This window comes from Aeribacillus sp. FSL K6-3256 (assembly GCF_037965805.1).
Lineage (GTDB): Bacteria > Bacillota > Bacilli > Bacillales > Aeribacillaceae > Aeribacillus > Aeribacillus composti.
In genome coordinates, this window is the sequence record NZ_CP150188.1 from 1,904,807 (window position 1) to 1,930,287 (window position 25,481).

Sequence of the window (25,481 nt, forward strand, 5' to 3'; positions counted from 1 at the left end):
AAATGAGGGAACGATTTACTGAAATATAAAGGGTGATGTTACAATGGAAATAAAAGCAAAGATCTTGGAAAAACTGCAAAACGTTTTAGATCCTGAATTGGGAATTAATGTTGTTGATTTAGGACTGATCTATAAGATTGAAGTAAAAGACGGAACTGCATTCATTTTAATGACATTGACTACACCCGGCTGTCCGTTGCACGACTCAATAGCAGGCGGTGTGAAACGCGCGTTGCGTGATATTGAAGGCATTCAAGACGTAAATGTCCAAATCACTTGGAATCCGCCTTGGTCCCCTGATAGAATGAGCGAAAAAGCATTAAGGCAGCTAGGGTTCCTTTCCTAAACGTTTTTCAAAGACTGTTCCTTTCCTGAAAGGGACAGCTTTTTTTATGAAAGAAGTCCCAATTATTTTGGTGTTTTTGGCTCTTCTTCCAGCTCCCAAACAAACGGCATCACATTTAAAATTTTCGTTTAATCGTTTCCCAGCCAAAAAAATCCCCTTCCAGGAAAATCTTTTTACAAATGCTGTCTTCCTGCAGGGGATAATCGCTGTTCCTTGTTTTTCCAGAGGTGTCAACCAAAAAAAATGTAACTGAAATTGCAAATGACGTTCGTCCATTCCAATGAAAAAGCTCAAAATATCGTCATTCCGTAAGAATTGGCAAAACTGACGCCAACTATGGGACAATTAAAAATAATAAAAGCAAAGAATACATTTACCGTCGGCCATACCGGTCAGTAAATTCCGAGTGGAATTCGCATGACAGAACCTTGCAAGACGGGTTGGCAACTTAGATGCTTTTTTATGTTGCTGTCAGGTTATAAATATCTTGGAACGTACTTGCTAACGGAGATAAAATTCGCCATACGGCAAATGCAAATGTCATGGCTAAAGTGGTGACTGGCAGTAATGCTTTTTGTTTCACCAAAATCCCCCTCCTAAACAGATGAATGGTGCCATCATCTGTACCATAAAAATAGGCGGGGAATGTTTGTGAACTTTATCATATAATTATTGATTGCCAAATAATTGTTAAAATTTCACCTCAACAAAAATGTTTTTCCGATTTTTGCCCATTCAATCAAATTGAAAAACCGCTTGCGTTTCCAACGGTTTAAACTTCCCGTTTTTGGCGAAGCGCTTTAGGAATGTATACACAATAAGGCTCACTTTCCAAATAGTCGCCTGTCACAGCATACGCTCTTGAGCGTGAGCCTCCGCAAACAAAACGAAATTCGCAAACACCGCATTTTCCTTTATAAAGATTTGGATTGCGCAATTTTTGAAATATTGGTGAAGTTCTGTAAATATCGGCCAGTGGTGTTTGTCTTACATTTCCCGCTTTGATTGGAAGCAATCCGCTCGGATAAACATCGCCAATATGGGAAATAAACACAAAACCGTTGCCATCATTTACTCCCTTCGGAGCACGGCCGAGTCCGTCCACTTCCCCTGTAGCCCCTTTAAACAAAATATCTTCATAATGGATTTCTTTTCCATCTATTTGCTGTTCACGCATTTTGGCTTGCAAGACGACACGACGGTAATGTTGTCCGGCAGTCGTTTTAATATCAAATGGTACACGTTTGCTCTTTTCATATAACCAACGAAAAACTTGTTCATGTTGGGCGGGAGAAATCATATCCGATTGTTTTCCTCTTCCAGTTGGTACGAGGAAAAAAACGCTCCAAAGAACGCAATCAAGTTTTTCAACAAAATCCGCCATTTCTTCAAGAACATGAACATTGTAGCGTGATACAACCGTATTAATTTGAACAGGAATCTTAAATTCATGCAAATATTTGATTCCTTGCATCGTTAAATCGAAAGAACCTTTTGTGCCGCGAAAATGATCATGAATTTCCGCATTCGGGCCGTCCAAACTAAATGCCCAACGGGAAAGCCCGATATCTTTTACCCTATGCATCACTTCTTTTGTTACATTTGGAGTTGCACTCGGCGTGATTGAAACACGCAATCCCTTTTCAATAGCATATTCGGCAAGAGCGAATAAATCCGGCCGCATTAATGGATCACCGCCGGTAAATACTAATAGCGGCTGGTTCATCGCAAAAATATCATCAATTAATTTTTTTCCTTCCTGAAAAGTCAACTCATGGGGATCACGATGATATTGCGCCTCGGCTCGGCAATGCAAACAATTTAATTGACATGCTCTCGTCAACTCCCAAATGACAATAAAAGGGTTTTGGTCATAATCCATCATCACATACAAACTCCTTTCTTTAAAATGAAAAATATCTCTGCTTCTTCTCATCATATAAAAAGGTGAAATTTTCGAAGTGAAAGCCATCACACTTTCCGGTAAAAGGGAAGAAATGATTTTTACGAAAAAGTCATTCTTTTGACAAATGTTCAGCTGCTGCGGATCTTCCCCGCGATTGCTTCGGTAATTCGCAAATGGATGAGGTGGTCTGCCCCAAACCTTAAGTATGTTAGACACCTTATTTTTATTAGTAACTATGATTTACATCACACGACTCATTTGTAAAGAAACGCTATAATATGAAACGAAAATCAAAGTTGAAAAAAAGGTGTGATACCATGACAAATAGCTGGGTGTTTGAAAGATTAAGAAGCGTTCCCCTTTTCCGTGAACTGTCTGATGAAGAATTGACTTCCATAGTTGCTATCTCTCAAGTACGTACCTATCAACCAAAATCGTATGTATTCATGCAAGGCGACATGCTGGAAAACGTATATTTCATCCATTCAGGAACTATTAAAATATATAAAACGGACAGAAATGGAAAAGAACAAATCGTTTCCATCTTGCAGAATGGAGAAATGTTTCCACATACCGGATTTTTTTGCAAAGGATCTTACCCTGCTCATGCAGAAGTTATGGAAGAATCTACATTAATTGTCATTCCCATCAAAGATTTTGAGGAAACGCTTATGCTCTTTCCGGTATTGTCCATCAAATTGTTTCGTGTGATGAGTGAAAAAATTATAGATTTGCAAAATCGGTTAGAAGAGCAAATTCTTCATAATACATATGAACAAATCGTATTGTTGCTGTTGCGGCTTACAAAAACGAATGCACTGCCGCAAGGAAAACTTTATCGTTTGACAACCCATTTAACGAATCGGGAATTGGCAAATATGATCGGAACTTCCCGTGAAACCGTTAGCAGAACGCTTAACCAGATGAAGCGGAAGGGTCTTATTCTTGTTGATGACGACGGATATTATTTGGTTGATGCTGAACAATTGGAGAAAGAAATCTTTATGTAGCGGCCGCCAAAAAGAAAACTTATTTTTGATGAATGTTTGAAGCGATTAAGAATCATAATAAAAGAAAACGAATTTTCATGGAGGAAACGAAATGTCCACAAAACGTCAAGACAAGAAAATGAAAAATAACCCAACCTTCGGAGCATATGATGAACCTTTTAAGAGCGGCAGCGAATCCGACCTAAAACAAGGTTTGGCCATAACGCAGGAACAAATAAGAGATACATATACGGAGGGCACAATTGATGGGATGATGGAGGATGTTGACGGCAACAACATCCCGTTGAAGACTGAAAAAGAATAATAATTCCTTTTTTTCCTGATATTAAAAATTTAAGTGAAATGCCTGTACCCCCCGCAATCATCATGATGATTGCGGGGGAATTTCATGGCCAATTTTGTCTTGACAGCGTTTAAAAAAATATATCGGCATTACTTCCCCCAAAAAATCGAATGATCATTGGGCAATCAACCTTCTGCAAAGGGAAAATGCGCTTACGGCAGCATGAACAGATTGATGATCATAAACATTGCAAAACAAAAATATACGGCATTGCCCACTTCTATTAAACCGATTTTTAAAATCGGCATTTTTTTTCCGTAAAAATAAACAGCTCGAATAACACTCGGAATATAAGCTATTATAAAAACGGCATATTCGGTAGCGACCAAGCCGATCATTAAGAAAACATGAAAACCCCATGACAACCATTTATAGTTCGGATTGTTTTTTTCCCGAATCATTGTTTTGACATAAAAAGTGCTGCCCACAAAAAATAAAAAACAAAGCATTATGGTGATGAAGGCTTCTTTTGTTATTTCTCCGCTTACAATAAAAGAACTGGCAAGACCTCCAATGCAAAAAACAGCGATTGCTGCTAGATCATTGAAAAAAGCACGATCTTTTTTCTTTTTCCCATAATAAATATTTATTAAAAAAAACGGTGTCATCGCCATTCCGAAATATATTATTTCCCATCTATACATTAATGGAAAGAGCAGTATAACGGCAGCAGCGGCAAAATAAAGAGCAAACCACTTTATATAAAATGGCTTGCGCTTATTTTTCATAGCCATCAGTAACGGATATGTTGCTAAATATAAACATAACCAGCCGATAAATAATGGAATATGAATCCAAGAGAACCCTCCTATATAAGCCCCCAATAGAAATGGTATAACAAGCATTGCCCAGGCTCCATGCTGTTTTGGAATCACTAATTTCTTGACGGTTGCCATCATGTATCCACCTTTCATCAACAATTTCTTCTAAATTCCATTATAGTGAAAAAAACTAGCTACGTTGTGATTTGTTGCATACCTCTCCGTTTTGTCACAAAATAGCCACAACACTAAACGGGAAAGTGACACCTGTCACTATTGAAAAGAACGAGTTGCGGTATTATCTTTTTAACAATGAAATTGGGAGGGCAAAATAATGAAAACAATATTTACGGAAAATACGACAGTTGGAGAAATTGTCGCAATGCTTCCGAAAGCGAGCGATGTTTTTAAAAAAAATAAAATTGATTTTTGTTGCGGCGGTGATCGCTCTTTAAAAGAAGCAGCCGATAAACGGGGAGTGGCGATTGAGGAATTAATGAGTCAATTGCAGGATCTGTATGCTGCAACTGATGAAAAAACAGAGAAAAATTGGTTGACAGCAACATACTCAGAACTTATTGACCATATCATAAATAAACATCATCGTTATTTGTTGGAAGAACTACCAAACCTTAGTCCCTATGTGACAAAAGTTATGCGAGTCCACGGCGGAAATCATCCACATCTAATAAAGGTTCATAAATTGTTTAATGAATTAAAAACGGAACTAGAACAACATTTATGGAAAGAAGAGTCTGAAGTATTTCCGCTTATTAGCCAGTTCGAGAAGCAGCCGACAAGCGAAAACGAACAAAAAATGAAAAAAATGATTGCCGATCTTACGAATGAACATGATAAAACAGGGGATATCATAAAAGAAATTAGGCGGATCACAAATGACTATATCCTTCCGAACGGGGCTTGCCGAACATATCAACTCGTTTACAATCGTTTAGAAGCTTTGGAATCAGACTTATTTGAACATATTCATTTGGAAAATAACGTATTATTTCCACGCATTCTTCAATAATTTCGGGTGGAAGAGGCGGCGATCCCCCGCCTCTTTCTTCACCATTTCAACATCACGGAAACGGACTGTTCAGACCTTGATCTAACCATTAAAACTTAAAACGTTTTATCAAGGACGAAGCTAAAGGCTATTGACAAGCAAAGTTTCATGGCATGCCGTCGTAATAGAGTTTTTTTCAGAGAATAGAAAGCTAAAAACGAAAAGCGCCTCGGTGTGTGACGTCATTTTCGCTGATGTTGCTGAATAAGCGGCTTTCGATATGGTTTCTTTCTTTTTGGAAGCGCTCTTTTTCTTGTTTTGATATTCTGCTTGTTTGGCACAAAAGAAGAATAACTTAAACATCTTTCTTCTGATATAATAAGTATAATAAGTTATATCCAACTTTTTTCAACTACACCACTACGATCACAAAGGAAGTGAAGGGAAATTGGAGGAATTTGTAGGATTTTGTATAAGGTGCAGCAAACCTATTCATTGTCTAAACGGTTTTTTGAATGGGGCTATTGACGAAAAAAATGGGTCGTTGTTTTGTTTTTCATGCTTAGAAGAGAATGAAAATTCGGATTTTTCTCATCAATCTCATTGAAAGCGTAAATAAATGGCATTTAGATTATGCATTTCAAACAACGTTTAGAAATGTGTCCGAATAATATGTCTGATCGAGACCAAGGGGTTTTCTTTCAGAATTTGCTCCTAAACCGCCAATGAAGCAAAATATCACTGTATTAGATTGAAAAACCCCTATCCTCACTAAATCCGGATAGGGGTGATCATTTTTTATGCTTCCGTTTCCAGCCAGCTATCAGCGACTTCTCCTGCCTCCTCTTTATCTATGTAAAAGGAACCGTTGCTGTATCGATCAGTCACCTTCACATTGGAAAGAGGCACTATTTCCCTGATACCTTTCTCCGTTTCCAATACCAAATTCTCATTTCCGTTGACGAGTAAGATGGCCGCTGTCCGATGCGGGTTTGTTTTCAGCTCTCTGTACAGCATTGATCCTCTTCTGGCTCGTTGTGTTCGTTCGATTTCCCCGATATTGATCATTTTCACAGCGCCTCTGTGCGTGACAATGGCGAGCTTTTGATCGTTAACATGTTTCTCAGCAAACACAAGTCCAGAAACGACTGCATCGCCTTCCTTTAATTGGATGCCTTTGACTCCTGCTGCACGGGAGCCGACAATATTCACTTCTTCTTCGTGAAATAAAAGACCGTATCCAAAACGGGTGGATAACAAAATCAATCCTGTTCCATCAGTTATATGAACCGCAACCACTTCATCGTCGTCTTTTAAATTGATCGCAACAAGCGGCTTGGAGTATCGCTGAGCTTTATATTGGCGAATTTCCGTTTTCTTCACCATGCCTTTTTTCGTAACAAACAAGAAAAATTTCTCGTCGTCAAAACTTTTTAAAGGAATGCCTTGTACAATCCGTTCATCTTGATCAATCGGAATGGTCCTTGAAATATGCTGTCCAATATCCTTCCAGCGAATATCCGGAAGCTCGTGAACAGGACAATATAAATAATTTCCTTTGTTTGTGAATAAGAGAAGAACATCTGTTGTGTTCATTTCATACTGGCATAACAGTCGATCCGAATCCTTCATGCCGAAATCTTTTCCGTTTGATGCTGTATACGACCGCAAGCTCGTACGTTTCACATAGCCGTCTTTTGTCACAGTAACAATTGTATCCTCGCTTGCGATGAGGGATTCCATATTGATAGTAATGGATTCAATTTCCGCCTCAATCTTCGTCCGCCGCTCATCGGCAAATGTTTTTTTCAATTGTTTTAATTCGGATTGAATGACTTTGGAAAGCTTTTTTTCATCCTCCAAAATGCTTGTTAACCCCTTGATTTTTTTCTCAAGCTCTTCTTCTTCCGCTTTCAACGCTGTAATATCAGTGTTTGTCAGACGGTACAGCTGCAACGAGACAATCGCCTCTGCCTGCGGTTCAGTAAATGCAAATTCACTAATTAAATTATCTTTCGCATCCCGTTTATCTTTTGAAGCACGAATAACAGCGATCACTTCATCCAAGATGGATAGAGCTTTGATTAATCCCTTTACGACATGCTCCCTTTCTTGAGCTTTTTGGAGTTCAAAAGTCGATCGGTTAATCACGACTTCCTTTCGGTGTTCGATGTAAGCATCCAACAATTCAGGCAGGCTTAATAATTTCGGATGCCGATGGTGAATTGCAACCATATTAAAGTTATATGGAACTTGCAAATCTGTGTTTTTATATAAGTAATTTAAAACTCCTTCAGCATCGGCATCTTTTTTCAGTTCGATGACGATGCGAAGACCTGTCCGGTCCGTTTCATCGCGCACCTCGGCGATTCCGTCCACTTTTCTTTCGTACTTAAGGTCATCTATTTTTTTTACTAAATTTGCTTTATTGACCTCATACGGAATTTCTGTAATGACAATTTGCTCTTTTCCGCCTCGGATTTTTTCAATTTCCGCTTTGCCGCGAACAACAATTTTTCCTTTTCCTGTTTTATATGCTTTTTTAATCTCGTCGATTCCTTGAATGATTCCTCCAGTCGGGAAATCAGGGCCTTTTAACACTTCCATTAATTCCTCAACTGTGCAATCCGGATGATTCATTCGCATAATCACAGCATCAATGACTTCGCCAAGATTATGCGGAGGAATATCAGTTGCATAGCCGGCTGAAATCCCTGTTGAACCATTGACAAGCAAGTTTGGGAACATCGCCGGGAGAACGACGGGTTCTTTCGTTGTATCATCAAAATTCGGTACAAACTCGACTGTATTTTTCTCAATATCTTTTAAAAGCTCGGAAGCAAGTTTGGACAGCCGTGCTTCCGTATAACGCATGGCGGCAGGAGGATCGCCGTCAAGGCTTCCGTTGTTTCCGTGCATTTCCACTAAAACATTGCGAACCTTCCACTCCTGGCTCATCCGAACCATCGCTTCATATACAGAAGAATCTCCATGCGGATGGAAGTTCCCGATAACATTCCCGACTGTTTTGGCCGCTTTTCGAAATCCTTTATCATGCGTATTTCCGTCCATCAGCATCGCGTATAAAATTCTCCGCTGCACCGGCTTCAGCCCGTCGCGAACATCCGGAAGCGCGCGGTCTTGAATAATGTATTTGCTGTACCGTCCAAAACGGTCGCCCAGCACATCTTCAAGGGGTAAATCGACATAACGTTGTTGAGCTTCCATGCTGCTCCTCCTCTAGCACATTGTTTTAAATTTCGAACATGTTGTCATTTTCGTCAATACCAAAAGACACATTTTTTTCGATCCATTGTCGACGCGGTTCAACCTTGTCACCCATTAAGGTTGTCACTCTTCTTTCCGCTCTTGCTGCATCATCAATCCGGACGCGGATGAGAGTGCGTGTTTCAGGATTCATCGTCGTCTCCCATAGCTGCGGCGCATTCATTTCTCCAAGCCCTTTGTATCGTTGGATTGTGTAGCCTTTGCCGACCTTCTTAATGGCAGCGGACAGCTCCTTCTCATTCCATGCGTATTCGATGACTTCGGATTTGCCGCTGCCTTTGCTTACTTTATATAAAGGCGGAAGCGCAATATAGACTTTCCCTGCCTGAATGAGCGGCTTCATATATCGATAGAAGAAAGTCAATAAAAGCACTTGGATGTGGGCGCCATCCGTATCAGCATCCGTCATAATGATCACTTTGTCGTAGTTGCAATCTTCAATGTTAAAATCAGCACCGACGCCAGCTCCGATTGCATGAATAATTGTATTGATTTCTTCGTTTTTAAAAATATCCTGCAGCTTCGCCTTCTCCGTATTGATCACTTTTCCGCGCAGAGGCAGAACAGCCTGAAATCTTCTATCCCGACCTTGTTTCGCTGATCCTCCCGCAGAATCCCCCTCCACAAGAAACAATTCATTTTTCTTTGGATTCCGTGATTGAGCAGGCGTAAGCTTTCCGCTTAAAGACATTTCAGATTTTTTTCGTTTTTTTCCTGATCTTGCTTCTTCGCGCGCTTTTCTTGCCGCCTCTCTTGCTTCTTGCGCTTTTATCGCCTTTTTAATCAGGAGGGTGCTGATCTCCGCATTCTCTTCTAAAAAATAAGATAATTTTTCCGAAATGACTGTGTCAACAGCAGATCTCGCCTCTGTTGTACCGAGTTTTCCTTTCGTTTGCCCTTCAAACTGCAAAAGTCCTTCAGGGATTCGGACGGAGATAATTGCCGATAGCCCTTCACGAATATCTGTTCCTTCCAAGTTTTTGTCTTTCTCTTTTAATAAACCGGTCTTTCGTGCGTATTCATTAAACACTCTTGTCATGGCAGTTTTGGCGCCTGCTTCATGTGTGCCGCCGTCTTTTGTTCTCACATGGTTGACAAACGACAAAATGTTTTCGCTGTAGCCGTCATTAAATTGGAAAGAAAATTCGACTTCAATTCCTTGCTGCTCACCTTCGAAAAAGACAACAGGATGAAGAGTTTCTTTTCCTTCATTTAAATATGCGACAAATGATTCGATCCCATTTTCATAACAATAAGATTCTTGAACATTGTTCCGTTCATCAATCAAATCAATTGTTAATCCTTTTAGGAGGAATGCAGACTCCCGCAATCGTTCACTCAATATGTCAAATTGAAAAGTCGTAGTGCTGAAGATGAGAGGATCTGGTTTAAAATGGACTGTCGTACCGGTTTCTTTTGTTTCTCCTATCTTTTCTAATGTCGTAACGGGTTTCCCGCCCTTTTCGAACCTTTGCTTGTAAATAAATCCGTCCCGTTTAATCGTCACTTCAAGCCACTCAGATAAAGCATTGACGACTGAAGCTCCTACTCCGTGCAAGCCGCCGCTTGTTTTGTAACCGCCTTGCCCGAATTTTCCTCCTGCATGAAGCACGGTTAAAATTACTTCCGGAGTCGGCTTACCAAGCTTATGCATGCCAGTCGGCATTCCTCTTCCTTTATCAGCAACAGAAATGCTTTCATCTTTATGTATTTTGACAATGATATGGTCTCCGAAGCCTGCTAATGCTTCATCTACAGAATTGTCAACAATTTCATATACAAGATGATGCAATCCTCTAGCATCCGTGCTGCCGATATACATCCCAGGCCGTTTCCTTACTGCTTCCAATCCTTCCAATACTTGAATCGCATCGTCATTGTATTCCATTATCTTTGCTTTTCCCACAAACAAATAACTCCTTTCAAAAAACAAGAACAGATGTTTGTAAACTGTATTTTACATGGTTTCCCTGCGTTTGGCAATCTTACACGGCAACGTATATTATTGTATTACTCAAATGTTGTATGTTTCAAACCTTTCTTCAAAAAAAGAACCCATCAAGATGATGGGGGAAACATTTGTTATTTTGTTAACGCATGCGCTACTTTTATACACATATCCATGATAACGGGATAACCTTTTTCTTTTAATAATTGATATGCTTCCTCGTTAACGCAGCCTAATTGAGCCCAAAAAACATCGGCATCAATTTCTAAAAATTCTTTCGCAACATCTAATAAATGCTCGGAACGTCTAAAAACGTTTACAATATCCACATGGCCTTCAATTTCTTTTAAGGATGAGACCGCTTTGACACCCAAGGCTTCATCGATCATTGGATTGACAGGAATAATCTCATACCCCGCATTTTGCATCGCTTGTGAAACTTGGTAAGATTCTCTTTCAGGATTGTTGGACAAGCCGACAACAGCGATTCGTTTGCTTTTTTTTAAAATATCACGGATTTCGTCCAGACTTGGATTTTGCATGAAAATTTGTTCACTCCTTCCAATGTTTCTTTTATTATAACTGTAAAAGCGTCGAACACCAAAGTTTTAAAACGGCTTTTATCAACAAAATATAGTCCTGATCGAATCAATTGTGTACAATAATAATAGAATCATGAATATAAAGGAGTTTCATTATGTCTTTTCTATTAATCTTAGTCCTTATCTTAGCTTATTTAATTGGTTCCATCCCCTTTGGACTTATCGTTGGCAAAATTGGATACGGCATTGATATTCGTGAACATGGAAGCGGAAATTTAGGTGCAACCAACACTTTTCGAGTGCTTGGAAAAAAAGCCGGGCTGTTTGTTACGGTTGCAGACATTTTAAAAGGAACTCTCGCAGCTAGCCTCCCCGTATTGCTTAGTGGCGACCTTCACCAAGCATGGACGCTCATTGCAGGAATGGTGGCTGCTGTAGGACATATGTATCCAATTTTCGCAGGCTTTCGGGGCGGAAAAGCCGTGGCGACAAGCGGAGGGGTGCTGCTTTTTTATAGCCCATTACTCTTTTTATCTATGCTTGCTGTATTTTTTCTTGTTTTATATGTATCAAAATATGTTTCTTTATCCTCTATGGTTACAGCACTGTATACGTTAGTTTATACCATTTTTACCGGTGATGCGGCTTTAATGATCATTGTCGCGATCCTCGCAACCTTTGTTTTCTATCGGCACAGAGCCAATATTAAAAGGATCATAAATAAAACAGAGCCAAAAGTGAAATGGCTGTAAAATAGAAAGGAGCGGGAACTCATCTTCTCGCTCCTTGTTTTAATTGTGATAGTTTGATAAACACATCCATCAACGTTTTATAGCCTGATTCAACAAACATTTTTACATATTCACACCAGATCGCGGCTGTCATTTTTGCATCTTCTAAGGCGTGATGACGCTTTTGGACCGGGATGGAAAAAAACCGGCAGCATTCATCTAAACTTACGGCAATTTGTTCTCGCTGAACGAGCCGGAACAGCATGGCTGTATCCACAATCCGATGTTTAAATGGAATGCGGAAATGCTCCTTATTAGCTTCTGTAAGAAAATTTTTTTCATGATTGGCATGATGGGCGACAAGCGTCCGATTTTCTGCAAATTGATAAAAACGAATCAATACTTCCGATATAGGGGGAGCAGCTCTTACGTCTTCTTCAACAATTCCTGTCAATTTTTTTACGTCAACGGGAATTTCCCCTTCATACTGAACAAAAGAGTAAAATGTATGCTTTTCTTCAATCTGCATGCCGTGAACTTTAACTGCTCCAATCGAAAGAATTTGATCCCCTTTTTCCGGAAAAAAACCTGTTGTTTCCAAATCAAGCACAACAACGTCCAGCTCCTGAAGAGGAGTTGACAAGCTTTCCTCCCGCTTTAAGTCTTGTTCCATTTTCCGCAAAAACGCTGCATGCTGAAGATTCGTTTCAAGACCTGTAAATGCTGAAGATTGCATTTTCCCCTGAAATTGCTTCATCAAGTGAAAAAAAGATGGAAGTTTCATGGATTAACGCCCTTTTCAATGATGGATTTCGTTTCATTCATCAATTTTTTTCCGCCTAAAATGATTTTTTTTAGCCTTCCTTTTTCTTCTTTTGATAAATCCTTTAAAGAGAGGTAATGAACTTCATCATATGTGTTCGCTTTTAATGAATTTTTAAAATGAATCGTTACTAATTCTTGAAAATATGTGTGATATGGAGATAATACATGACGAAAATACTCCTGCTTCATCAGAAGCTGAAACCTTGACAGCGTAGACGTATCCAACAATCGTTCTTTGATCGCCAATAAGCGGACAGAATTAATGTAAGGCAATAACCCGGCCTGTTTTAAATCAATAGCGCCTGAATGAGGGCCGTATGTTTCAGGCAGCAGCTGATGAAAAATACCCACCCCTTTTTTGACATGCATTGTGTTGTTTAACAATCGACCAAGAAAATCAGGATTATATTGAATATATTGGAAAATTTGGTTTTTCAGTCGATGAATCGATTCGGATTGTCCGATGATCATACGCGCATCAAAAAAGATTAATAAATAGCGGATAGAATCAAATGTTTCATCCTGCAGCCATTTATTGATCTGCTTGCTCCAGCTTTGTTCCGATCGGCACCATAAAGAAGTTGAACACATGACATTTCCTTCGCAGTAAGGATAACCGATGACGTTCAAGCCGAATGAAACTTCTTTTCCAAGCAGCAAAAAGTAGTCGAGAGCTTCTTTCTCATTGGAATGAAAAATGAGTCCGTGGTCTTGATCGCTTATTTTCGCCTGCTCGCCTCTTCCGCCGCTTCCGACTAAAAACCAAGTAAATTCACAAGGCGCAGGGCCGTATTTCTTTTTTACAATCTCGAAAGAAAGATGGAAGGATTGTTTCATAACCTGATCGTGTATACTGTTTAATTCCGTCACTGTTTTCGCTTTTTGCAAATGGCTGTTGCGCCATTCCTTCAATTGTTTGTAAGGATTCCCCATGTGTATAAAAATCCCCTTTTTTATAAATAAGCGTACAGATGATACATCATCCATACGCTCTTGCGGTTAGCTTCCAAGCTTTTGTTCATTAGATTCAAATGCTTCCGGATACCCATAAACTCCGTGCTCGCTTAAGTCCAAACCGATCATTTCTTCTTCTTCTGTCACCCGCAAGCCATTGAGCAATTTTTTCATCACAGCTAAGATGACGAATGAAACAACAAAGGCGTATAAACCTGAAGTAAACACTCCCAATGCTTGAACGCCGAGCTGTGTAAAGCCTCCGCCGTAAAACAATCCAGGGTTACCAATAGTTGCTAATTCAGGGGTTGCAAAAAATCCAGTTGATAAAGTGCCCCAAACACCAGCTACTCCGTGAACAGACAAACAATAAATCGGATCATCAATTTTAACTTTATCAAAAAACTTCATACTAAAATATACAAGAATTCCAGCTATTAGTCCGATTACGACAGCAGCCCATGTGTCGACAAATGCACAAGATGCGGTAATGGCGACCAATCCTGCAAGCGCTCCGTTTAACATTGTCGGTATATCAGCTTTTCCGCCAGCGATCCATGAAATGATCAAGGCGCTTACGGCTCCTGCTCCGGCAGCTAAATTCGTGTTCAAAGCAACAAATCCAAAAAATCCATCCTCAACTGTAATCGTGCTTCCTGCATTGAAACCGAACCAGCCAACCCATAAAATAAGTACGCCTAGAGCTGTATAAACTTGGTTATGTCCATAAATATTATTAACAGAACCATCTTTGTTATATTTACCGATCCGAGGCTTCAACAAGATCGTTGCAGCCAAAGCTGCCATTGCACCTGTCAAATGAACAACGGTAGAACCTGCAAAATCTTGTTTTCCATGTTCTGACAGCCATCCTCCGCCCCAAATCCAATGAGCAACAACTGGATAAACAAGTGCGGTAAACAATACAGAAAAAATTAAATAAACTGAAAGTTTTGCCCGTTCCGCAAATCCAGCAAAGGCAATGGCGAGAGAAACTCCGGCAAAGGCTAACTGGAATACAAAAAAGACGGATGTTGAAAGAGATAATCCATCTATTTCATATCCTGAATAAAAAAAGTCAGACATTCCTACAAAAAAGTTGCCGTTCTTCCCAAAAATAAATCCATAGCCGACTGCCCAGAAAACAATGGAGGCAATTCCGAATGTAAAAACAGTTTTTCCGGCAATATGTCCGGCATTTTTCATTCGTGTAGAACCCGCTTCGAGCAATATAAATCCTGCTTGCATAAAGATGACCAAAATAGCTCCCAGCATCACCCATAAACTGTTCATTAACGTTAATGAGTCCATAGCACAACCTCCCATGTAATTATTTCTTCTTAATTGTGTTATAAAAAATAACATAAGAAGTATATCTCTATTTTTACACCCGTTTTATTTTAATGTCAATTCATTTTCCATAATTTTTCGAAAAAGTATGTTAGGAAATCTAACATATAAACAAAATTAGACAATAGTTTATTTTTTCCGACAAAACGTTTATGATAGTAAAAACAGTATTTAAGGAGGGTTTTATGAGAAAGGTTTTCTTAATATTCGCAATTATTTGTTTGATGCTTTTTTCAGGATGCGGCAGCAAAGGTCAGGCGAATGAGCAAAACGCGGTAAAAAAAGAAAATGTGGATGATTCGCCACAATCTATACAAGCTGCTCCCAAAAAAGTGGAGCCGACCGAATCGCTCGTCACTGTTTCTGCAATAGGTGATGTTCTCATACATAGCCAGCTTTTTAAAGATGCGAGGACCGGGAGCGAATCATACAATTTTAAGCCAATGTTTGCAACAGTAAAACCTTTGCTCTCAAAAAGCGACTTAGCCATCGCCAACCAAGAATCGATCATTGGGGGAACAGAACTTGGAATCTCCAGTTATCCGTTGTTTAACAGCCCGTTCGAAGTGGCAGATGCGCTAAAAGATGCTGGCATTGATCTCGTCTCAACAGCAAACAATCATAGTTTAGATAAAGGAGAAAAAGGTATTTTAAATGCGATTCAGCATTATGAACAAATCGGGCTACCGTATGTAGGGAGCTTTAAAAACGAAGCGGACGCCAATACATGGAGAATTCAACAGGTCAACGGGGTGAAAATCGGCTTTCTTTCGTATACATATGGGACAAACGGTATTCCAGTTCCGAAAAATAAACCCTATTTAGTAAACCTTATAGATGAAGAAAAAATGAAAAGGGATTTAGACACACTAAATGGACAAGTTGATGTAACTATTGTTAACATGCACTGGGGAGAAGAATATCAATCCTTTCCAAGCGACGCTCAAAAACAATGGGCACAGCTGCTAGTCGATCATGGAGCAGACATAATCATCGGTCACCATCCTCATGTATTGCAGCCGATCGAATGGCTGGAAGCAAAAAATGGAAACAAGAGTATCGTTGTGTATTCGTTAGGCAACTTCTTGTCTGGCCAAAAGGGAGATGGAAAAGACATCGGTGGGATTTTTTCGATTGATGTAATTAAGCGGACTGATGCTAACGGTACGACACTGACTTTGAAAAATCCGCGTTTACTCCCTACCTATGTTACCAAAAATAAAAATCATCATTATTATGTTGAATTGCTGGACCGAATCGACAAAAACGCCTATGAAAAAGTGATGAAGCATATGCATCAATGGTTGGAAACGAAAGAAGTGACGAACTCTATCCAGTAGAGTTTATTCATGGAAAGAAAGCTTTTCATGTAATATAATGTAAACAGGAAGCTGATATTAGGAGTGACAAAAATGAAACTGAATATTACCGATGATGCAGCAAAATGGTACAAGGAAGAATTGGAGTTAAACGAGGGAGATGCAGTCCGCTTCTTTGTCCGATATGGCGGATGCGGTCATGTGCAAAGCGGATTTTCCCTTGGAATTGCAAAAGAAGCTCCAAATCAAATCGGAATAAAAGCCGAAAAACTAGGGGTCACATTTTATGTTGAACATGATGATTTATGGTATTTCGACAATCATGACGTGACCATTCAATTGGATGAAAAAATTCATGAACCTGTTGTTCGTCTTATAAATTAGCAAATCGATTGAAAGTATGCTATAGGTCGAAAAACAAGTCTTTGTCAAAGAGCTGTTCTAGTAGACGAAGCATGCTATAGTCAGTAAAGAAACCCAACCGCAAATTTAATTTGCCGATTGGGTTTCTTGTTTCATCTCATCATTTTTTACTCAAATCTGACTTCCACATGATGCCCGTCAAATCTTTTATTTTTTCAGCAATTTAAATTTTCTTAAATGATCGGTTAGCTGATATTTTTGCAGGATTTCTACTTGTTTTTCCCCCAGCAGGTCAAAATGCGGAAAATCTTTATGATGATGAATCCACTCCATTTTCAAACCGTTTTCATTTCCCCATTCTATTAAATGCTTTATATTGCTGCATCCAACCTTTGTTACAGAATGATAATCCGGAAACCGTTCATCATACCAATAATGCGTTAAAAAGGCGATTTCCCCTTTCCGCACTTTTTTCTTCCACTCAGCAAGCTCCTCTTTCTTGATTCCAAAGGCCAATCTTTATCTCTCCTCTTTCATCGCTTTTACATATGCTTCGTGCCATTCAGGATATAATTTCTTAAATACAACTGGGCGAAACGTTTCTTTTTTTACGCAAACATGGCTGGAAAAACCTTTTGCTGCCAATTCGCCATGAGAATTGAAAATTTCGTATCCATATACTGTTTTAATTCCGTTATATTTCTCAATCCACGTATGTATTATTGCCTTTTCACCGTATGTAATCGGTTTTTTATATTCGATTTGAATATCCACGACAGGGGAAATTATTCCGTCTTTCTCCATCGCTGCATACGAAAAGCCAAGATCTTGGATCAGCTTCGTCCGTCCAACTTCCATCCATATAATATAATTGGCATGGTACACGACACCCATTTGATCGGTTTCCGCATAACGAACTTCTATTTCTTTTGATGAAACAAACATAAGCTTCTCTCCCTTGCAAAAAATGAAATCGATCGAAAAAGCCTGCATCAGCGTCTGTGATACAGGCTTTCTATTTTAGGCCTTTTCAACTTTCTTACTTAAATTTTTTTGCGGAGTCTGTTTTTTATTCAAGCCGGTCCAACAAAGTTTGTCCCATTGTTGGCCGTTCATCAAATGAATTTAGAAGGCAAAAATTTTCAATGAACAATTTTATTATAACATTTCTATTTGCAATCGAAAACTAAAATGGAATTATCAACCTAAATTGAAAGCTAGGAGTTTCGTTCACGGGCTTCATCTTTAATTTCTTGTCGCATCGCCTCAATGCTTTCTTCTCTGCGGCGATTTTTTGCCTCAATCTGTTCACGCTCTCTGTCGTTGGCAAACTCTAATGTTTCTTCTGCTCTTTCGATGTTTTCAATCGTATTTTGTACCATTTCCTGCAATTTTTCAACATTGTCGGAACGGTCATCACGATTTGTTCGATTTTGCATCAAATATTCTCCTTTCTGGGAAAAATTGTTTTATCGCCATTTCAAATATAGTTTGTGCATTTGATGTTAAATTATGAAACGAACCTGTTTCCTCAATGAAAAGGAGAAAAATGATGGAACCATAATTATATTATGTAAATTAAAAGGCGGTGGACATATGTCCTACTCGCCTTTTGTCTGAATCACTTGAGGATGCTCATTCGTCTTATTTTGCATTTTTTTCCCTTTGTTTCCACCGAATCCTCTCGGTTTTGTTCCGATATGATTCGGATTAAAATGAGACTGGATATCATTTGAATTTGTCATCAAACAATCGCCTCCTGCTTTTATTGTTTACCAATAAAGCAGAAAACATGCTGTCAAACACGACTGTTTGCTATCAGCTCGATTTTTCCAATTGCCGTTTTTCCAGCCTTTTTTCAAGTCTTTCTTCAATTTCATTCAATGCTTCACGGTCTTTTAGCAAGTTTTGCTTATTTTCCAACACAAGCTGTTTAAACGAAATTTTCGTTTTTTTCATTTTTTATCCCTCACTTCTTTTCTCTGTTACTTTTATTGTACAAAATATTCCGACACTTTCCCGTTGAAAATTTGAATGTTTAATGACAATATAACCAATAATGCAAAATTTCATACGTTTCAAAAAAACTCTTCTTTTGCAAAAAGAAAAAATCGGCAAAGTCAGCCGATTCTTTTTGATTCCCGAAAGGAAATCAGCGTCTTTTTATTTCAGGTTTAGTTTTTCTTTTATCGTTTTTTCATTTAATTCTCCCACTACTTTATCTTGTATGACTCCATTTTCATCAAGAAAAAATGACGTCGGATATGTAAGAATTTTATATCCACTGTTCATTTTATTTTTTGGATCAAGTAATATCGGAAACGTAAATCCAGCCTGTTGAACAAAATTTTCAACATCTTTTGCACTTTTCTCACTGGCAGTAAAGTTAACCGCGACAATCGTTATTTCATCTTGATGCTTTTCATATATTTTTTGCATGATCGGCATTTCTTTTTTACATGGTGGACACCAAGTGGCCCAAAAGTTTAAAAGTACTTTTTTTCCATAAAAATCGGAAAGCGATTTCTTTTCTCCATCCAAAGTCGTCACTTCAAAATTCGGAGCTTTGTTTCCTATCTCTAAACCGACTGTTTCCTTCTGGGAATTGATCCATTGCCATACTGCAATCGCTGCTAATACGATTAATAAAAAAACAGCAAGCTTTTGTTTCATAAACCATAACACCTCTGATTCAATACGATAGCATTTCGAAATGATGCCCAATTTCATCATATATTATTTTTGTGAAAAAAACAGTATTTCATATCAATTGTCTAATTTTAGCCAAAAAATAACGGGAACTATGAACAGTTCCCGCTTTTTTTCAATTATTATCCTTTTAATCTTTCTCTTAATACCATTTGTAAAATTCCGCCATGTCGGTAGTAATCAATTTCAACTTCACTGTCAAAGCGAACTAATACTTCAAACTCTTTTTTGTTTCCGTTCTCATCAGTTGCCGTTACTTTGATGTAATCGCGCGGTTTTACCGATTCATCAATGTGAACATCCAATACTTCTTTACCGGTTAAACCAAGTGTTTCCGCATTTTCGCCTTCTTTAAACTGAAGCGGAAGAACACCCATAAGAACAAGATTAGAACGGTGAATACGTTCGAAGCTTTCAGCGATGACCGTTTTGATTCCCAATAAGTTCGTTCCTTTAGCAGCCCAGTCGCGAGAGCTTCCCATTCCGTAATCTTTTCCTGCCAGTACAACAAGTCCTGTTCCGTCCTGTTTATATTTCATGCAAGCGTCATAAATAGACATTACTTCGCCTGTCGGCCAGTACGTTGTATATCCGCCTTCAGTTCCTGGTGCAATTTGGTTGCGAATGCGGATGTTTGCAAACGTACCTCTCATCATTACTTCGTGGTTTCCGCGTCTTGAACCGTAAGAGTTGAAATCTCTTGGCGATACACCTTTAGACAGCAAGTATTGGCCTGCAGGAGTATCTTTGCCAATCGCACCTGCTGGAGAAATGTGGTCTGTTGTGACAGAATCACCGAATTTTCCAACAACGCGAAGCCCTTTCAACGGTTCTACTTTACCAGGCTCAGGAGACAATCCTTCAAAGAATGGCGGATTTTGGATATAAGTAGACTCTTCGTCCCATTGATATAATGGCTCATCTGTTGTTTCAATGGCATTCCAGCGTTCGTTATCATCAAATACACGTTCATATTCTTTACGGAATAATTCTGGTGTAACAGTTTGTTTCACAACTTCATTAATTTCTTCCATTGAAGGCCAAATATCTTTAAAGTAAACATCGCTTCCGTTTTGATCCTTTCCGATTGGATCATTCAGTAAATCAATGTCAACAGTCCCTGCTAATGCATAAGCAACAACTAGAGGCGGTGAAGCTAAATAGTTACCTTTCACGAGCGGATGAATACGGCCTTCAAAGTTCCGGTTTCCGGAAAGAACAGATGTGACGAGCAAATCATTTTCAGCGATCGCTTTTTCAATTTCATCTGCAAGCGGTCCAGAGTTCCCGATACAAGTTGTACATCCGTAACCGACAAGGTTAAACCCTAATTTTTCAAGATAAGGCATTAAGCCAGAATTTTGAAGATAACCGGTTACAACTTTTGAACCAGGTGCCAATGATGTTTTTACATATTTCGGAACAGTCAATCCTTTTTCAACAGCTTTTTTTGCAACGAGACCAGCGCCTACTAAAACATATGGGTTTGACGTATTCGTACAGCTTGTAATCGCCGCAATAACGACTGCACCCGTTTTCATTGTTGTTTTTTCGCCATTCGCAAATTCAACCGTTACTTCCTTATTAAGTTCTTCCGGCTGCAAGCCAAATCCTTGGTTTCCTTGCGGAGCTGTAAGAGCTCTATGAAATTCTTCTTTCATTTTTGAAAGAGGAATTAAATCTTGAGGACGCTTCGGACCGGAAAGATTTGCTTCAATTTGAGAAAGATCGATTTCAACTACATCCGTAAAAATAGGATCCTCTGCTTCAGGCGTGAAGAATAAACCGTTTTCTTTACAATATGTTTCCACTACTTTTACATGCTCTTCATCGCGACCAGTTAAACGCAAATATTCAAGCGATTCATTATCAACAGGGAAAAATCCGCATGTTGCTCCGTATTCAGGCGCCATATTCGCAATAGTAGCACGGTCAGCAAGCGGAAGCTTTGCAACACCAGGGCCGAAAAACTCCACAAATTTTCCTACCACGCCTTTTTGACGCAGTACTTGAGTTACTTTAAGGGCTAAATCTGTTGCTGTTGTTCCGTTAGGCAGCTCGCCAACAAGTCTTACTCCGATGACTTCAGGTACAGGGAAATAGGAAGGCTGTCCAAGCATTCCAGCTTCAGCTTCGATTCCGCCGACACCCCAACCTAAAACACCGAGTCCGTTAATCATGGTTGTATGGGAGTCTGTTCCAACTAACGTATCAGGATATGTTTCGTATTCTCCATTTTCACCTTCAACCGCATGGACAACGCTTGCTAAATATTCCAAGTTTACTTGGTGGACAATACCTGTTGCTGGCGGAACAGCACGGTAGTTGTCAAATGCTTTTTGAGCCCAATTTAAAAATTTATATCTTTCAGCATTTCGTTCGAATTCAAGATTCATGTTATATTGCAGCGCATCATCTGTTCCGGCACGATCCACTTGAACAGAATGGTCGATAACAAGATCAACAGGCTTTTCCGGATTGATTTTTTGTGGATCTCCGCCCATGTCAGCCATCGCTTTTCTTAATGAAGCTAAATCAACGACAGCAGGAACGCCGGTGAAGTCTTGCAAAATGACACGAGATGGTTTAAATGGAACATCCAAATTTTTAATTTCATCTGTTCCCCATTTCGCAAGGTTTTCAACATGTTCTTTTGTAATAACTCGTCCATCCACTTGGCGCAGGACTGATTCCAAAAGAACTTTGATTGAATAAGGCAAACGGGAAACTTGACCAATTCCTGCATCTTCTAGCGCTTTTAATGAATAGTAGTTGTACGTTTTTCCGTTAATTGAAAAGCTTTTTCTTGCACGGAAAACGTCATTTTTCTCTAACTGTTGCTGTGACATGTCATTTTATCCCCCTTTAAACGTAATTTCGACAAAAATGCCGAATATCTCCCCACTTTAAACATCACACATTTAAATCTTAATATACTTTTTATGATAAGTAAATATCAATGATGTTATCAATTATTATAAGAAATGCTTATTTCACTAAAAAATTTAAATATTTTCAGTATAATTTTTCTTGCTAATGAAAACGTTCGTATAAGAGAAAAAATAGTGAAAAACGACGGAAGCTCCGCCGCTTTCAAGTCTCATCCAAATTCACTTCCTGCACAATTCGATCTAAATCGCGCTTGTACTGTTCTAAATGCTTTCTCTGCGTTTCCGATGCAACTTCCAATGCATTTTGAATTTGTTCATACGCCTCATTAATTTCCTGGCGAAGATGCTTTAGCTGATGTCCATAATCAGAACTGTTTTTCGTTAGATTGACATGTACTTTATGAACTTCCACCATTCCTTGTTGCACTGCATCAAATGCTTGTTTTTTATTTTTATGGTACGGCAAATATAGCACTCCTTTCGTTTTTTTATCTTCTATAGTGTTTTTTTCAAGAAATCAATTTATTCTAAAATGAATGAATGATTTCAAAATCATTCAAACTAAACGACGAAAGATAACAATGCTATTCTTTACTATTAAATATTAAGGAGCGATGTATATGGCAAAAGATCAAGTACAAAATGATCAAAAACAAAACGTTCAAAATCGGAAGGGACAGCCAGAGCCGTTATCTGGATCGAAAAAAATAAAAAATCGAAATCATAGCCGCCAAAAACATAACTCGGAGCATGATTTATAAAAAAATGGGGATGTTTAATTGAAATGTCCCCAAGTAGACAGCGGAAATAATAAAAATGCTTTAAGCGGCTTGAGCTCTACATTCTAATGGGCTTAAGCCGTTTAATTTTTTTGATAACGTTCGTTATTATAAAACTGAATATTCCTTAATGGTCTGTTGTAACGCTTCAAACGTTTCATATCCCTCTTTCACATTATAAGGTTCCCCAAAAAGATTCCATTAGGCCGTTATCAATGCATCGTCCAACTCTTGTCATACTATGGCTTTTAAGCATATCATAAGTCTTTCTTCGGCTTATAGACGTCCCCTTTCATCTTATAGAAATGTTGAAATGATGTTTATGTTTTCAATGAGAATTTGACTTTCTGGACTGCCGCAGTTTTGAATTTATACACGTCTTTTCTACATATTATGTCTTGCGGAAATCCTTCGTTTATGGTTTTTCTTTAATGACGAATTTTTAAGTTATATCTATTTTTCATTTAGAACAATGTTTTTGTTAATAATAAAAAGTTGATGACAAATGATTGAAATGAAAGTGGAATCTATCATAAAATATAGTAAGGTGAAAATGGAAGCTTTTTTTCAGCAAATGACAGATATTGATAATATAAAATTTTTAAGTCTGGAGGCTGTCATGAACGGGCGTTTATATGAAATGTTAATTTATCCTTCCAAATCAGGCGATATTAAAATCAGTATTTACCGTGATGCAGTTGAATACCAAGTTTTCGCGGAAATTAATGACTGCTTTTCTGTCGGCCGTCATAAAAAGAAATTAGAAGCTGTGAGACGTGCTGTAAAAGAATTGATAGATGCATATGAGTCGATTAATCCTTAACGGTTTTCATCAACTTCGCCGAAGTGCACGAATTAATGGAAATGTTAAGGCGATGGGGGTGATTTCATGCTTGAAGGCTGGTTTTTATGGTTTATTCTCATATGGGTTGTGTTTCTTATAACTATGTTATCGATTGGCGGCTTCTTCATGTTTCGCAAATTTTTGAAACGGCTGCCGAAAGAAGACGGAAAATCTGAACTTGATTGGGAAGAGTATTATATTCAACAGACTCGGCATTTATGGTCAGAGGAACAAAAGGCGTTGTTAGAAGAATTGGTTGCACCGGTTCCAGAGCTTTTCCGCGATGTTGCCAGACAAAAAATCGCAGCAAAAATCGGTCAACTGGCATTAGAAGAAAAAGCTCCATCTATTACGCAAGATTTAGTCATTCGAGGCTATATTATCGCAACTCCAAAACGGGACCATAAATTTTTAATTAAAAGACTAAAAGAAAAAAATATCGACTATTCCAAATATGAAGCACTCTTTTAAACAAAAACATAAGCCTTTCGGGGATTTGTCCCGAAAGGCTTATTTATATGGAATAAACGGTAACCTGCTTTAAACAGCCGGCAGCTATATGTATTTTTTACGTTCCGTTCAGTTGATTTTTCAGTTTTTTATACGAAATGAACATCGCAATTCTCCAAGGAACAATCATTCCAAAAGCCAGCAGCCAGAACATACCGCTTAATTCGCCAACATCGATAGACGCGCTTAAATAAGATTTTAGCAGAATTCGTACAACTAACAGACCAATCAAAATGTAAACAAAAGCTTTTGACCTTTTTAAATAGATTTCTTCTCCCCGAACTTCAAAAGTAGAGGTTTTTATTAAAAAAATCGAAAAAATCAGCCCGACTGTCAACGCCTCCAAAATTTCCATCGGCGTTATGCGGAATTGCGGAAATAAATACATAAGGGCTCCAGTGCTCATAAAGATCGGAGGCAAAATAATTTTTTTCGCTGTCGCCGGCTTTTTAGCAGCCTTTGTTCTGATCATAATTACGACAATGCCCATTAATACAGCCGTAATAGAAGACCAAATGACCATGCAGAACCATCCTTTTATTTTCAGCTTCTTTCTTTAATAATATTATAGAAAAAAAAGCAAAATGAAAAGGCTAATTCATAACTCTTTTGATGGCTTCCATCACACGATCTTCATCAAAAGGCTTTGTAATAAAATCGAGTGCTCCTGCTTCTATCGCTTCGATAACCATTTTTTGCTGTCCCATTGCCGAACAGATAATGATTTTCGCATCCGGAAATTCCTGTTTAATTTTTGTAATAGCCTCAATGCCGTTCATTTTCGGCATTGTGATATCTGTGATTAATACATCTGGTTGTAATTGTTTGTATAATTGTACCGCTTCGATGCCGTTTTCCCCTTCTGCAACAACCTCAATACTATGCTTTTTCAAAATGTCCTTTAATGTTTCCCTTAAAAATTTCGCATCGTCAACGATCAATGCTTTCAAATTAATTCCACCTCAATTATCCTCGCAAACTAAATCCTTTGATATTATACTACTTTCTGTCACAAAAAAGTACCGAGAGGTTTAAAATATTGTCAAAAATCTC

General features: G+C 38.6%; 29 protein-coding genes. 10 read left to right on the forward strand and 19 right to left on the reverse strand.

Going from position 1 to position 25,481, the window contains the following annotated elements; genetic code table 11:
- Positions 1-43 precede the first annotated feature (43 nt).
- Positions 44-346 (forward strand): metal-sulfur cluster assembly factor, encoded by a 303-nt coding sequence (locus NSQ84_RS09095; protein ID WP_063387670.1) that lies wholly within the window; start codon positions 44-46, stop codon positions 344-346.
- Between the two features lie 460 nt (positions 347-806).
- On the opposite strand, the gene NSQ84_RS09100 is transcribed toward NSQ84_RS09095, so the two are convergent.
- Complete coding sequence (locus NSQ84_RS09100; protein ID WP_268753464.1) at positions 807-929, reverse strand: hypothetical protein; 123 nt, start codon at positions 927-929, stop codon at positions 807-809.
- A gap of 189 nt (positions 930-1,118) precedes the next feature.
- Positions 1,119-2,231, reverse strand: a complete 1,113-nt coding sequence (locus NSQ84_RS09105; protein ID WP_327874018.1) for a TIGR04053 family radical SAM/SPASM domain-containing protein — start codon at positions 2,229-2,231, stop codon at positions 1,119-1,121.
- Between the two features lie 338 nt (positions 2,232-2,569).
- On the opposite strand from NSQ84_RS09105, the gene NSQ84_RS09110 reads away from it, so the two are divergent.
- Both NSQ84_RS09110 and NSQ84_RS09115 read left to right on the forward strand, forming a co-directional pair.
- Positions 2,570-3,262 carry a Crp/Fnr family transcriptional regulator gene (locus tag NSQ84_RS09110; RefSeq protein ID WP_130156977.1) on the forward strand — a complete coding sequence of 231 codons (693 nt, stop codon included), beginning with the start codon at positions 2,570-2,572 and terminating at the stop codon, positions 3,260-3,262.
- A gap of 91 nt (positions 3,263-3,353) precedes the next feature.
- Complete coding sequence (locus NSQ84_RS09115; protein ID WP_242009325.1) at positions 3,354-3,566, forward strand: YozQ family protein; 213 nt, start codon at positions 3,354-3,356, stop codon at positions 3,564-3,566.
- A 191-nt stretch (positions 3,567-3,757) separates the two neighbouring features.
- On the opposite strand, the gene NSQ84_RS09120 is transcribed toward NSQ84_RS09115, so the two are convergent.
- Positions 3,758-4,501: a YwiC-like family protein gene (locus NSQ84_RS09120; RefSeq protein ID WP_066248572.1), complete on the reverse strand. Its 744-nt coding sequence runs from the start codon at positions 4,499-4,501 to the stop codon at positions 3,758-3,760.
- A gap of 199 nt (positions 4,502-4,700) precedes the next feature.
- On the opposite strand from NSQ84_RS09120, the gene ric reads away from it, so the two are divergent.
- The gene (gene ric, locus NSQ84_RS09125) at positions 4,701-5,396 is read left to right on the forward strand and encodes an iron-sulfur cluster repair di-iron protein (protein WP_339211831.1); all 696 of its coding nucleotides are present in this window, start codon (positions 4,701-4,703) and stop codon (positions 5,394-5,396) included.
- A 777-nt stretch (positions 5,397-6,173) separates the two neighbouring features.
- On the opposite strand, the gene parC is transcribed toward ric, so the two are convergent.
- The 3 genes from parC to NSQ84_RS09140 form a co-directional block, all read right to left on the reverse strand.
- Positions 6,174-8,603: a DNA topoisomerase IV subunit A gene (gene parC / locus NSQ84_RS09130; RefSeq protein ID WP_130156981.1), complete on the reverse strand. Its 2,430-nt coding sequence runs from the start codon at positions 8,601-8,603 to the stop codon at positions 6,174-6,176.
- 25 nt (positions 8,604-8,628) lie between these two features.
- Positions 8,629-10,551: a DNA topoisomerase IV subunit B gene (gene parE, locus NSQ84_RS09135; protein ID WP_094246508.1), complete on the reverse strand. Its 1,923-nt coding sequence runs from the start codon at positions 10,549-10,551 to the stop codon at positions 8,629-8,631.
- A gap of 194 nt (positions 10,552-10,745) precedes the next feature.
- Positions 10,746-11,153, reverse strand: a complete 408-nt coding sequence (locus NSQ84_RS09140; RefSeq protein ID WP_063387680.1) for a CoA-binding protein — start codon at positions 11,151-11,153, stop codon at positions 10,746-10,748.
- Between the two features lie 155 nt (positions 11,154-11,308).
- Here NSQ84_RS09140 and plsY point away from each other — a divergent pair, with 155 nt between their 5' ends.
- Positions 11,309-11,905, forward strand: a complete 597-nt coding sequence (gene plsY, locus NSQ84_RS09145; RefSeq protein ID WP_063387681.1) for a glycerol-3-phosphate 1-O-acyltransferase PlsY — start codon at positions 11,309-11,311, stop codon at positions 11,903-11,905.
- A 19-nt stretch (positions 11,906-11,924) separates the two neighbouring features.
- On the opposite strand, the gene NSQ84_RS09150 is transcribed toward plsY, so the two are convergent.
- From NSQ84_RS09150 to NSQ84_RS09160, 3 genes are all read right to left on the reverse strand, one after another.
- Positions 11,925-12,668 (reverse strand): exonuclease domain-containing protein, encoded by a 744-nt coding sequence (locus NSQ84_RS09150; protein WP_063387682.1) that lies wholly within the window; start codon positions 12,666-12,668, stop codon positions 11,925-11,927.
- On the reverse strand, positions 12,665-13,642 hold the full coding sequence (locus tag NSQ84_RS09155; RefSeq protein WP_063387683.1) for a DUF294 nucleotidyltransferase-like domain-containing protein: 978 nt from the start codon (positions 13,640-13,642) through the stop codon (positions 12,665-12,667). Before NSQ84_RS09155 ends, NSQ84_RS09150 begins: the two co-directional genes overlap by 4 nt.
- Positions 13,643-13,708: 66 nt before the next feature.
- The gene (locus tag NSQ84_RS09160; protein WP_063387684.1) at positions 13,709-14,974 is read right to left on the reverse strand and encodes an ammonium transporter; all 1,266 of its coding nucleotides are present in this window, start codon (positions 14,972-14,974) and stop codon (positions 13,709-13,711) included.
- A gap of 224 nt (positions 14,975-15,198) precedes the next feature.
- Here NSQ84_RS09160 and NSQ84_RS09165 point away from each other — a divergent pair, with 224 nt between their 5' ends.
- A complete protein-coding gene (locus NSQ84_RS09165) occupies positions 15,199-16,353 on the forward strand; it encodes a CapA family protein (RefSeq protein ID WP_063387685.1) in 1,155 nt (384 codons plus the stop codon).
- Between the two features lie 72 nt (positions 16,354-16,425).
- Entirely contained in the window at positions 16,426-16,716 is a 291-nt protein-coding gene (locus tag NSQ84_RS09170; protein ID WP_063387686.1) for a HesB/YadR/YfhF family protein, read from the forward strand.
- Between the two features lie 186 nt (positions 16,717-16,902).
- On the opposite strand, the gene NSQ84_RS09175 is transcribed toward NSQ84_RS09170, so the two are convergent.
- The 8 genes from NSQ84_RS09175 to NSQ84_RS09210 form a co-directional block, all read right to left on the reverse strand.
- Positions 16,903-17,211, reverse strand: coding sequence for a hypothetical protein (locus NSQ84_RS09175; protein ID WP_063387687.1), 309 nt, complete (start codon positions 17,209-17,211; stop codon positions 16,903-16,905).
- Positions 17,212-17,214: 3 nt separating this feature from the next.
- Positions 17,215-17,640: a thioesterase family protein gene (locus NSQ84_RS09180; RefSeq protein WP_063387688.1), complete on the reverse strand. Its 426-nt coding sequence runs from the start codon at positions 17,638-17,640 to the stop codon at positions 17,215-17,217.
- A gap of 272 nt (positions 17,641-17,912) precedes the next feature.
- Positions 17,913-18,134 (reverse strand): small acid-soluble spore protein Tlp, encoded by a 222-nt coding sequence (tlp, locus tag NSQ84_RS09185; RefSeq protein ID WP_063387689.1) that lies wholly within the window; start codon positions 18,132-18,134, stop codon positions 17,913-17,915.
- Between the two features lie 162 nt (positions 18,135-18,296).
- The gene (locus NSQ84_RS09190) at positions 18,297-18,440 is read right to left on the reverse strand and encodes an acid-soluble spore protein N (RefSeq protein ID WP_063387690.1); all 144 of its coding nucleotides are present in this window, start codon (positions 18,438-18,440) and stop codon (positions 18,297-18,299) included.
- Between the two features lie 73 nt (positions 18,441-18,513).
- The gene (locus NSQ84_RS09195) at positions 18,514-18,654 is read right to left on the reverse strand and encodes an FbpB family small basic protein (RefSeq protein ID WP_082829475.1); all 141 of its coding nucleotides are present in this window, start codon (positions 18,652-18,654) and stop codon (positions 18,514-18,516) included.
- 204 nt (positions 18,655-18,858) lie between these two features.
- Positions 18,859-19,368 (reverse strand): redoxin domain-containing protein, encoded by a 510-nt coding sequence (locus NSQ84_RS09200; RefSeq protein WP_063387691.1) that lies wholly within the window; start codon positions 19,366-19,368, stop codon positions 18,859-18,861.
- A 158-nt stretch (positions 19,369-19,526) separates the two neighbouring features.
- Positions 19,527-22,253 carry an aconitate hydratase AcnA gene (gene acnA / locus NSQ84_RS09205; RefSeq protein ID WP_063387692.1) on the reverse strand — a complete coding sequence of 909 codons (2,727 nt, stop codon included), beginning with the start codon at positions 22,251-22,253 and terminating at the stop codon, positions 19,527-19,529.
- A 244-nt stretch (positions 22,254-22,497) separates the two neighbouring features.
- Positions 22,498-22,761 carry a hypothetical protein gene (locus NSQ84_RS09210; protein WP_063387693.1) on the reverse strand — a complete coding sequence of 88 codons (264 nt, stop codon included), beginning with the start codon at positions 22,759-22,761 and terminating at the stop codon, positions 22,498-22,500.
- A gap of 154 nt (positions 22,762-22,915) precedes the next feature.
- Between NSQ84_RS09210 and NSQ84_RS09215 the strand changes: the two genes are divergently transcribed.
- The 3 genes from NSQ84_RS09215 (at position 22,916) to NSQ84_RS09225 (ending at position 24,389) form a co-directional block, all read left to right on the forward strand.
- The gene (locus tag NSQ84_RS09215; protein WP_063387694.1) at positions 22,916-23,056 is read left to right on the forward strand and encodes a small acid-soluble spore protein P; all 141 of its coding nucleotides are present in this window, start codon (positions 22,916-22,918) and stop codon (positions 23,054-23,056) included.
- A gap of 523 nt (positions 23,057-23,579) precedes the next feature.
- Positions 23,580-23,897 (forward strand): hypothetical protein, encoded by a 318-nt coding sequence (locus tag NSQ84_RS09220; RefSeq protein WP_063387695.1) that lies wholly within the window; start codon positions 23,580-23,582, stop codon positions 23,895-23,897.
- Between the two features lie 66 nt (positions 23,898-23,963).
- The gene (locus tag NSQ84_RS09225; RefSeq protein WP_063387696.1) at positions 23,964-24,389 is read left to right on the forward strand and encodes a DUF2621 domain-containing protein; all 426 of its coding nucleotides are present in this window, start codon (positions 23,964-23,966) and stop codon (positions 24,387-24,389) included.
- Between the two features lie 97 nt (positions 24,390-24,486).
- Here the strand turns inward: NSQ84_RS09225 and NSQ84_RS09230 are convergent, their stop codons facing one another.
- Together NSQ84_RS09230 and NSQ84_RS09235 are read right to left on the reverse strand one after the other, a co-directional pair.
- Positions 24,487-24,951 carry a CcdC protein domain-containing protein gene (locus NSQ84_RS09230; RefSeq protein WP_063387697.1) on the reverse strand — a complete coding sequence of 155 codons (465 nt, stop codon included), beginning with the start codon at positions 24,949-24,951 and terminating at the stop codon, positions 24,487-24,489.
- A 70-nt stretch (positions 24,952-25,021) separates the two neighbouring features.
- A complete protein-coding gene (locus tag NSQ84_RS09235) occupies positions 25,022-25,378 on the reverse strand; it encodes a response regulator (protein ID WP_063387698.1) in 357 nt (118 codons plus the stop codon).
- Positions 25,379-25,481: the final 103 nt, after the last annotated feature.

Excerpts from the sequence above, each read along its gene's own strand:
- tlp (WP_063387689.1), bottom strand. The coding sequence starts at position 18,134 with ATGCAAAATCGAACAAATCGTGATGACCGTTCCGACAATGTTGAAAAA.
- NSQ84_RS09095 (WP_063387670.1), top strand. The coding sequence starts at position 44 with ATGGAAATAAAAGCAAAGATCTTGGAAAAACTGCAAAACGTTTTAGAT.
- plsY (WP_063387681.1), top strand. The coding sequence starts at position 11,309 with ATGTCTTTTCTATTAATCTTAGTCCTTATCTTAGCTTATTTAATTGGT.
- NSQ84_RS09120 (WP_066248572.1), bottom strand. The coding sequence starts at position 4,501 with ATGGCAACCGTCAAGAAATTAGTGATTCCAAAACAGCATGGAGCCTGG.
- acnA (WP_063387692.1), bottom strand. The coding sequence starts at position 22,253 with ATGTCACAGCAACAGTTAGAGAAAAATGACGTTTTCCGTGCAAGAAAA.
- NSQ84_RS09220 (WP_063387695.1), top strand. The coding sequence starts at position 23,580 with ATGATTGAAATGAAAGTGGAATCTATCATAAAATATAGTAAGGTGAAA.
- ric (WP_339211831.1), top strand. The coding sequence starts at position 4,701 with ATGAAAACAATATTTACGGAAAATACGACAGTTGGAGAAATTGTCGCA.
- NSQ84_RS09110 (WP_130156977.1), top strand. The coding sequence starts at position 2,570 with ATGACAAATAGCTGGGTGTTTGAAAGATTAAGAAGCGTTCCCCTTTTC.
- NSQ84_RS09195 (WP_082829475.1), bottom strand. The coding sequence starts at position 18,654 with ATGAAAAAAACGAAAATTTCGTTTAAACAGCTTGTGTTGGAAAATAAG.
- NSQ84_RS09230 (WP_063387697.1), bottom strand. The coding sequence starts at position 24,951 with ATGGTCATTTGGTCTTCTATTACGGCTGTATTAATGGGCATTGTCGTA.
- NSQ84_RS09170 (WP_063387686.1), top strand. The coding sequence starts at position 16,426 with ATGAAACTGAATATTACCGATGATGCAGCAAAATGGTACAAGGAAGAA.
- NSQ84_RS09215 (WP_063387694.1), top strand. The coding sequence starts at position 22,916 with ATGGCAAAAGATCAAGTACAAAATGATCAAAAACAAAACGTTCAAAAT.
- NSQ84_RS09140 (WP_063387680.1), bottom strand. The coding sequence starts at position 11,153 with ATGCAAAATCCAAGTCTGGACGAAATCCGTGATATTTTAAAAAAAAGC.
- parE (WP_094246508.1), bottom strand. The coding sequence starts at position 10,551 with ATGGAATACAATGACGATGCGATTCAAGTATTGGAAGGATTGGAAGCA.
- NSQ84_RS09200 (WP_063387691.1), bottom strand. The coding sequence starts at position 19,368 with ATGAAACAAAAGCTTGCTGTTTTTTTATTAATCGTATTAGCAGCGATT.
- NSQ84_RS09225 (WP_063387696.1), top strand. The coding sequence starts at position 23,964 with ATGCTTGAAGGCTGGTTTTTATGGTTTATTCTCATATGGGTTGTGTTT.
- parC (WP_130156981.1), bottom strand. The coding sequence starts at position 8,603 with ATGGAAGCTCAACAACGTTATGTCGATTTACCCCTTGAAGATGTGCTG.
- NSQ84_RS09115 (WP_242009325.1), top strand. The coding sequence starts at position 3,354 with ATGTCCACAAAACGTCAAGACAAGAAAATGAAAAATAACCCAACCTTC.
- NSQ84_RS09165 (WP_063387685.1), top strand. The coding sequence starts at position 15,199 with ATGAGAAAGGTTTTCTTAATATTCGCAATTATTTGTTTGATGCTTTTT.
- NSQ84_RS09160 (WP_063387684.1), bottom strand. The coding sequence starts at position 14,974 with ATGGACTCATTAACGTTAATGAACAGTTTATGGGTGATGCTGGGAGCT.
- NSQ84_RS09105 (WP_327874018.1), bottom strand. The coding sequence starts at position 2,231 with ATGATGGATTATGACCAAAACCCTTTTATTGTCATTTGGGAGTTGACG.
- NSQ84_RS09155 (WP_063387683.1), bottom strand. The coding sequence starts at position 13,642 with ATGGGGAATCCTTACAAACAATTGAAGGAATGGCGCAACAGCCATTTG.
- NSQ84_RS09180 (WP_063387688.1), bottom strand. The coding sequence starts at position 17,640 with ATGTTTGTTTCATCAAAAGAAATAGAAGTTCGTTATGCGGAAACCGAT.
- NSQ84_RS09150 (WP_063387682.1), bottom strand. The coding sequence starts at position 12,668 with ATGAAACTTCCATCTTTTTTTCACTTGATGAAGCAATTTCAGGGGAAA.
- NSQ84_RS09190 (WP_063387690.1), bottom strand. The coding sequence starts at position 18,440 with ATGACAAATTCAAATGATATCCAGTCTCATTTTAATCCGAATCATATC.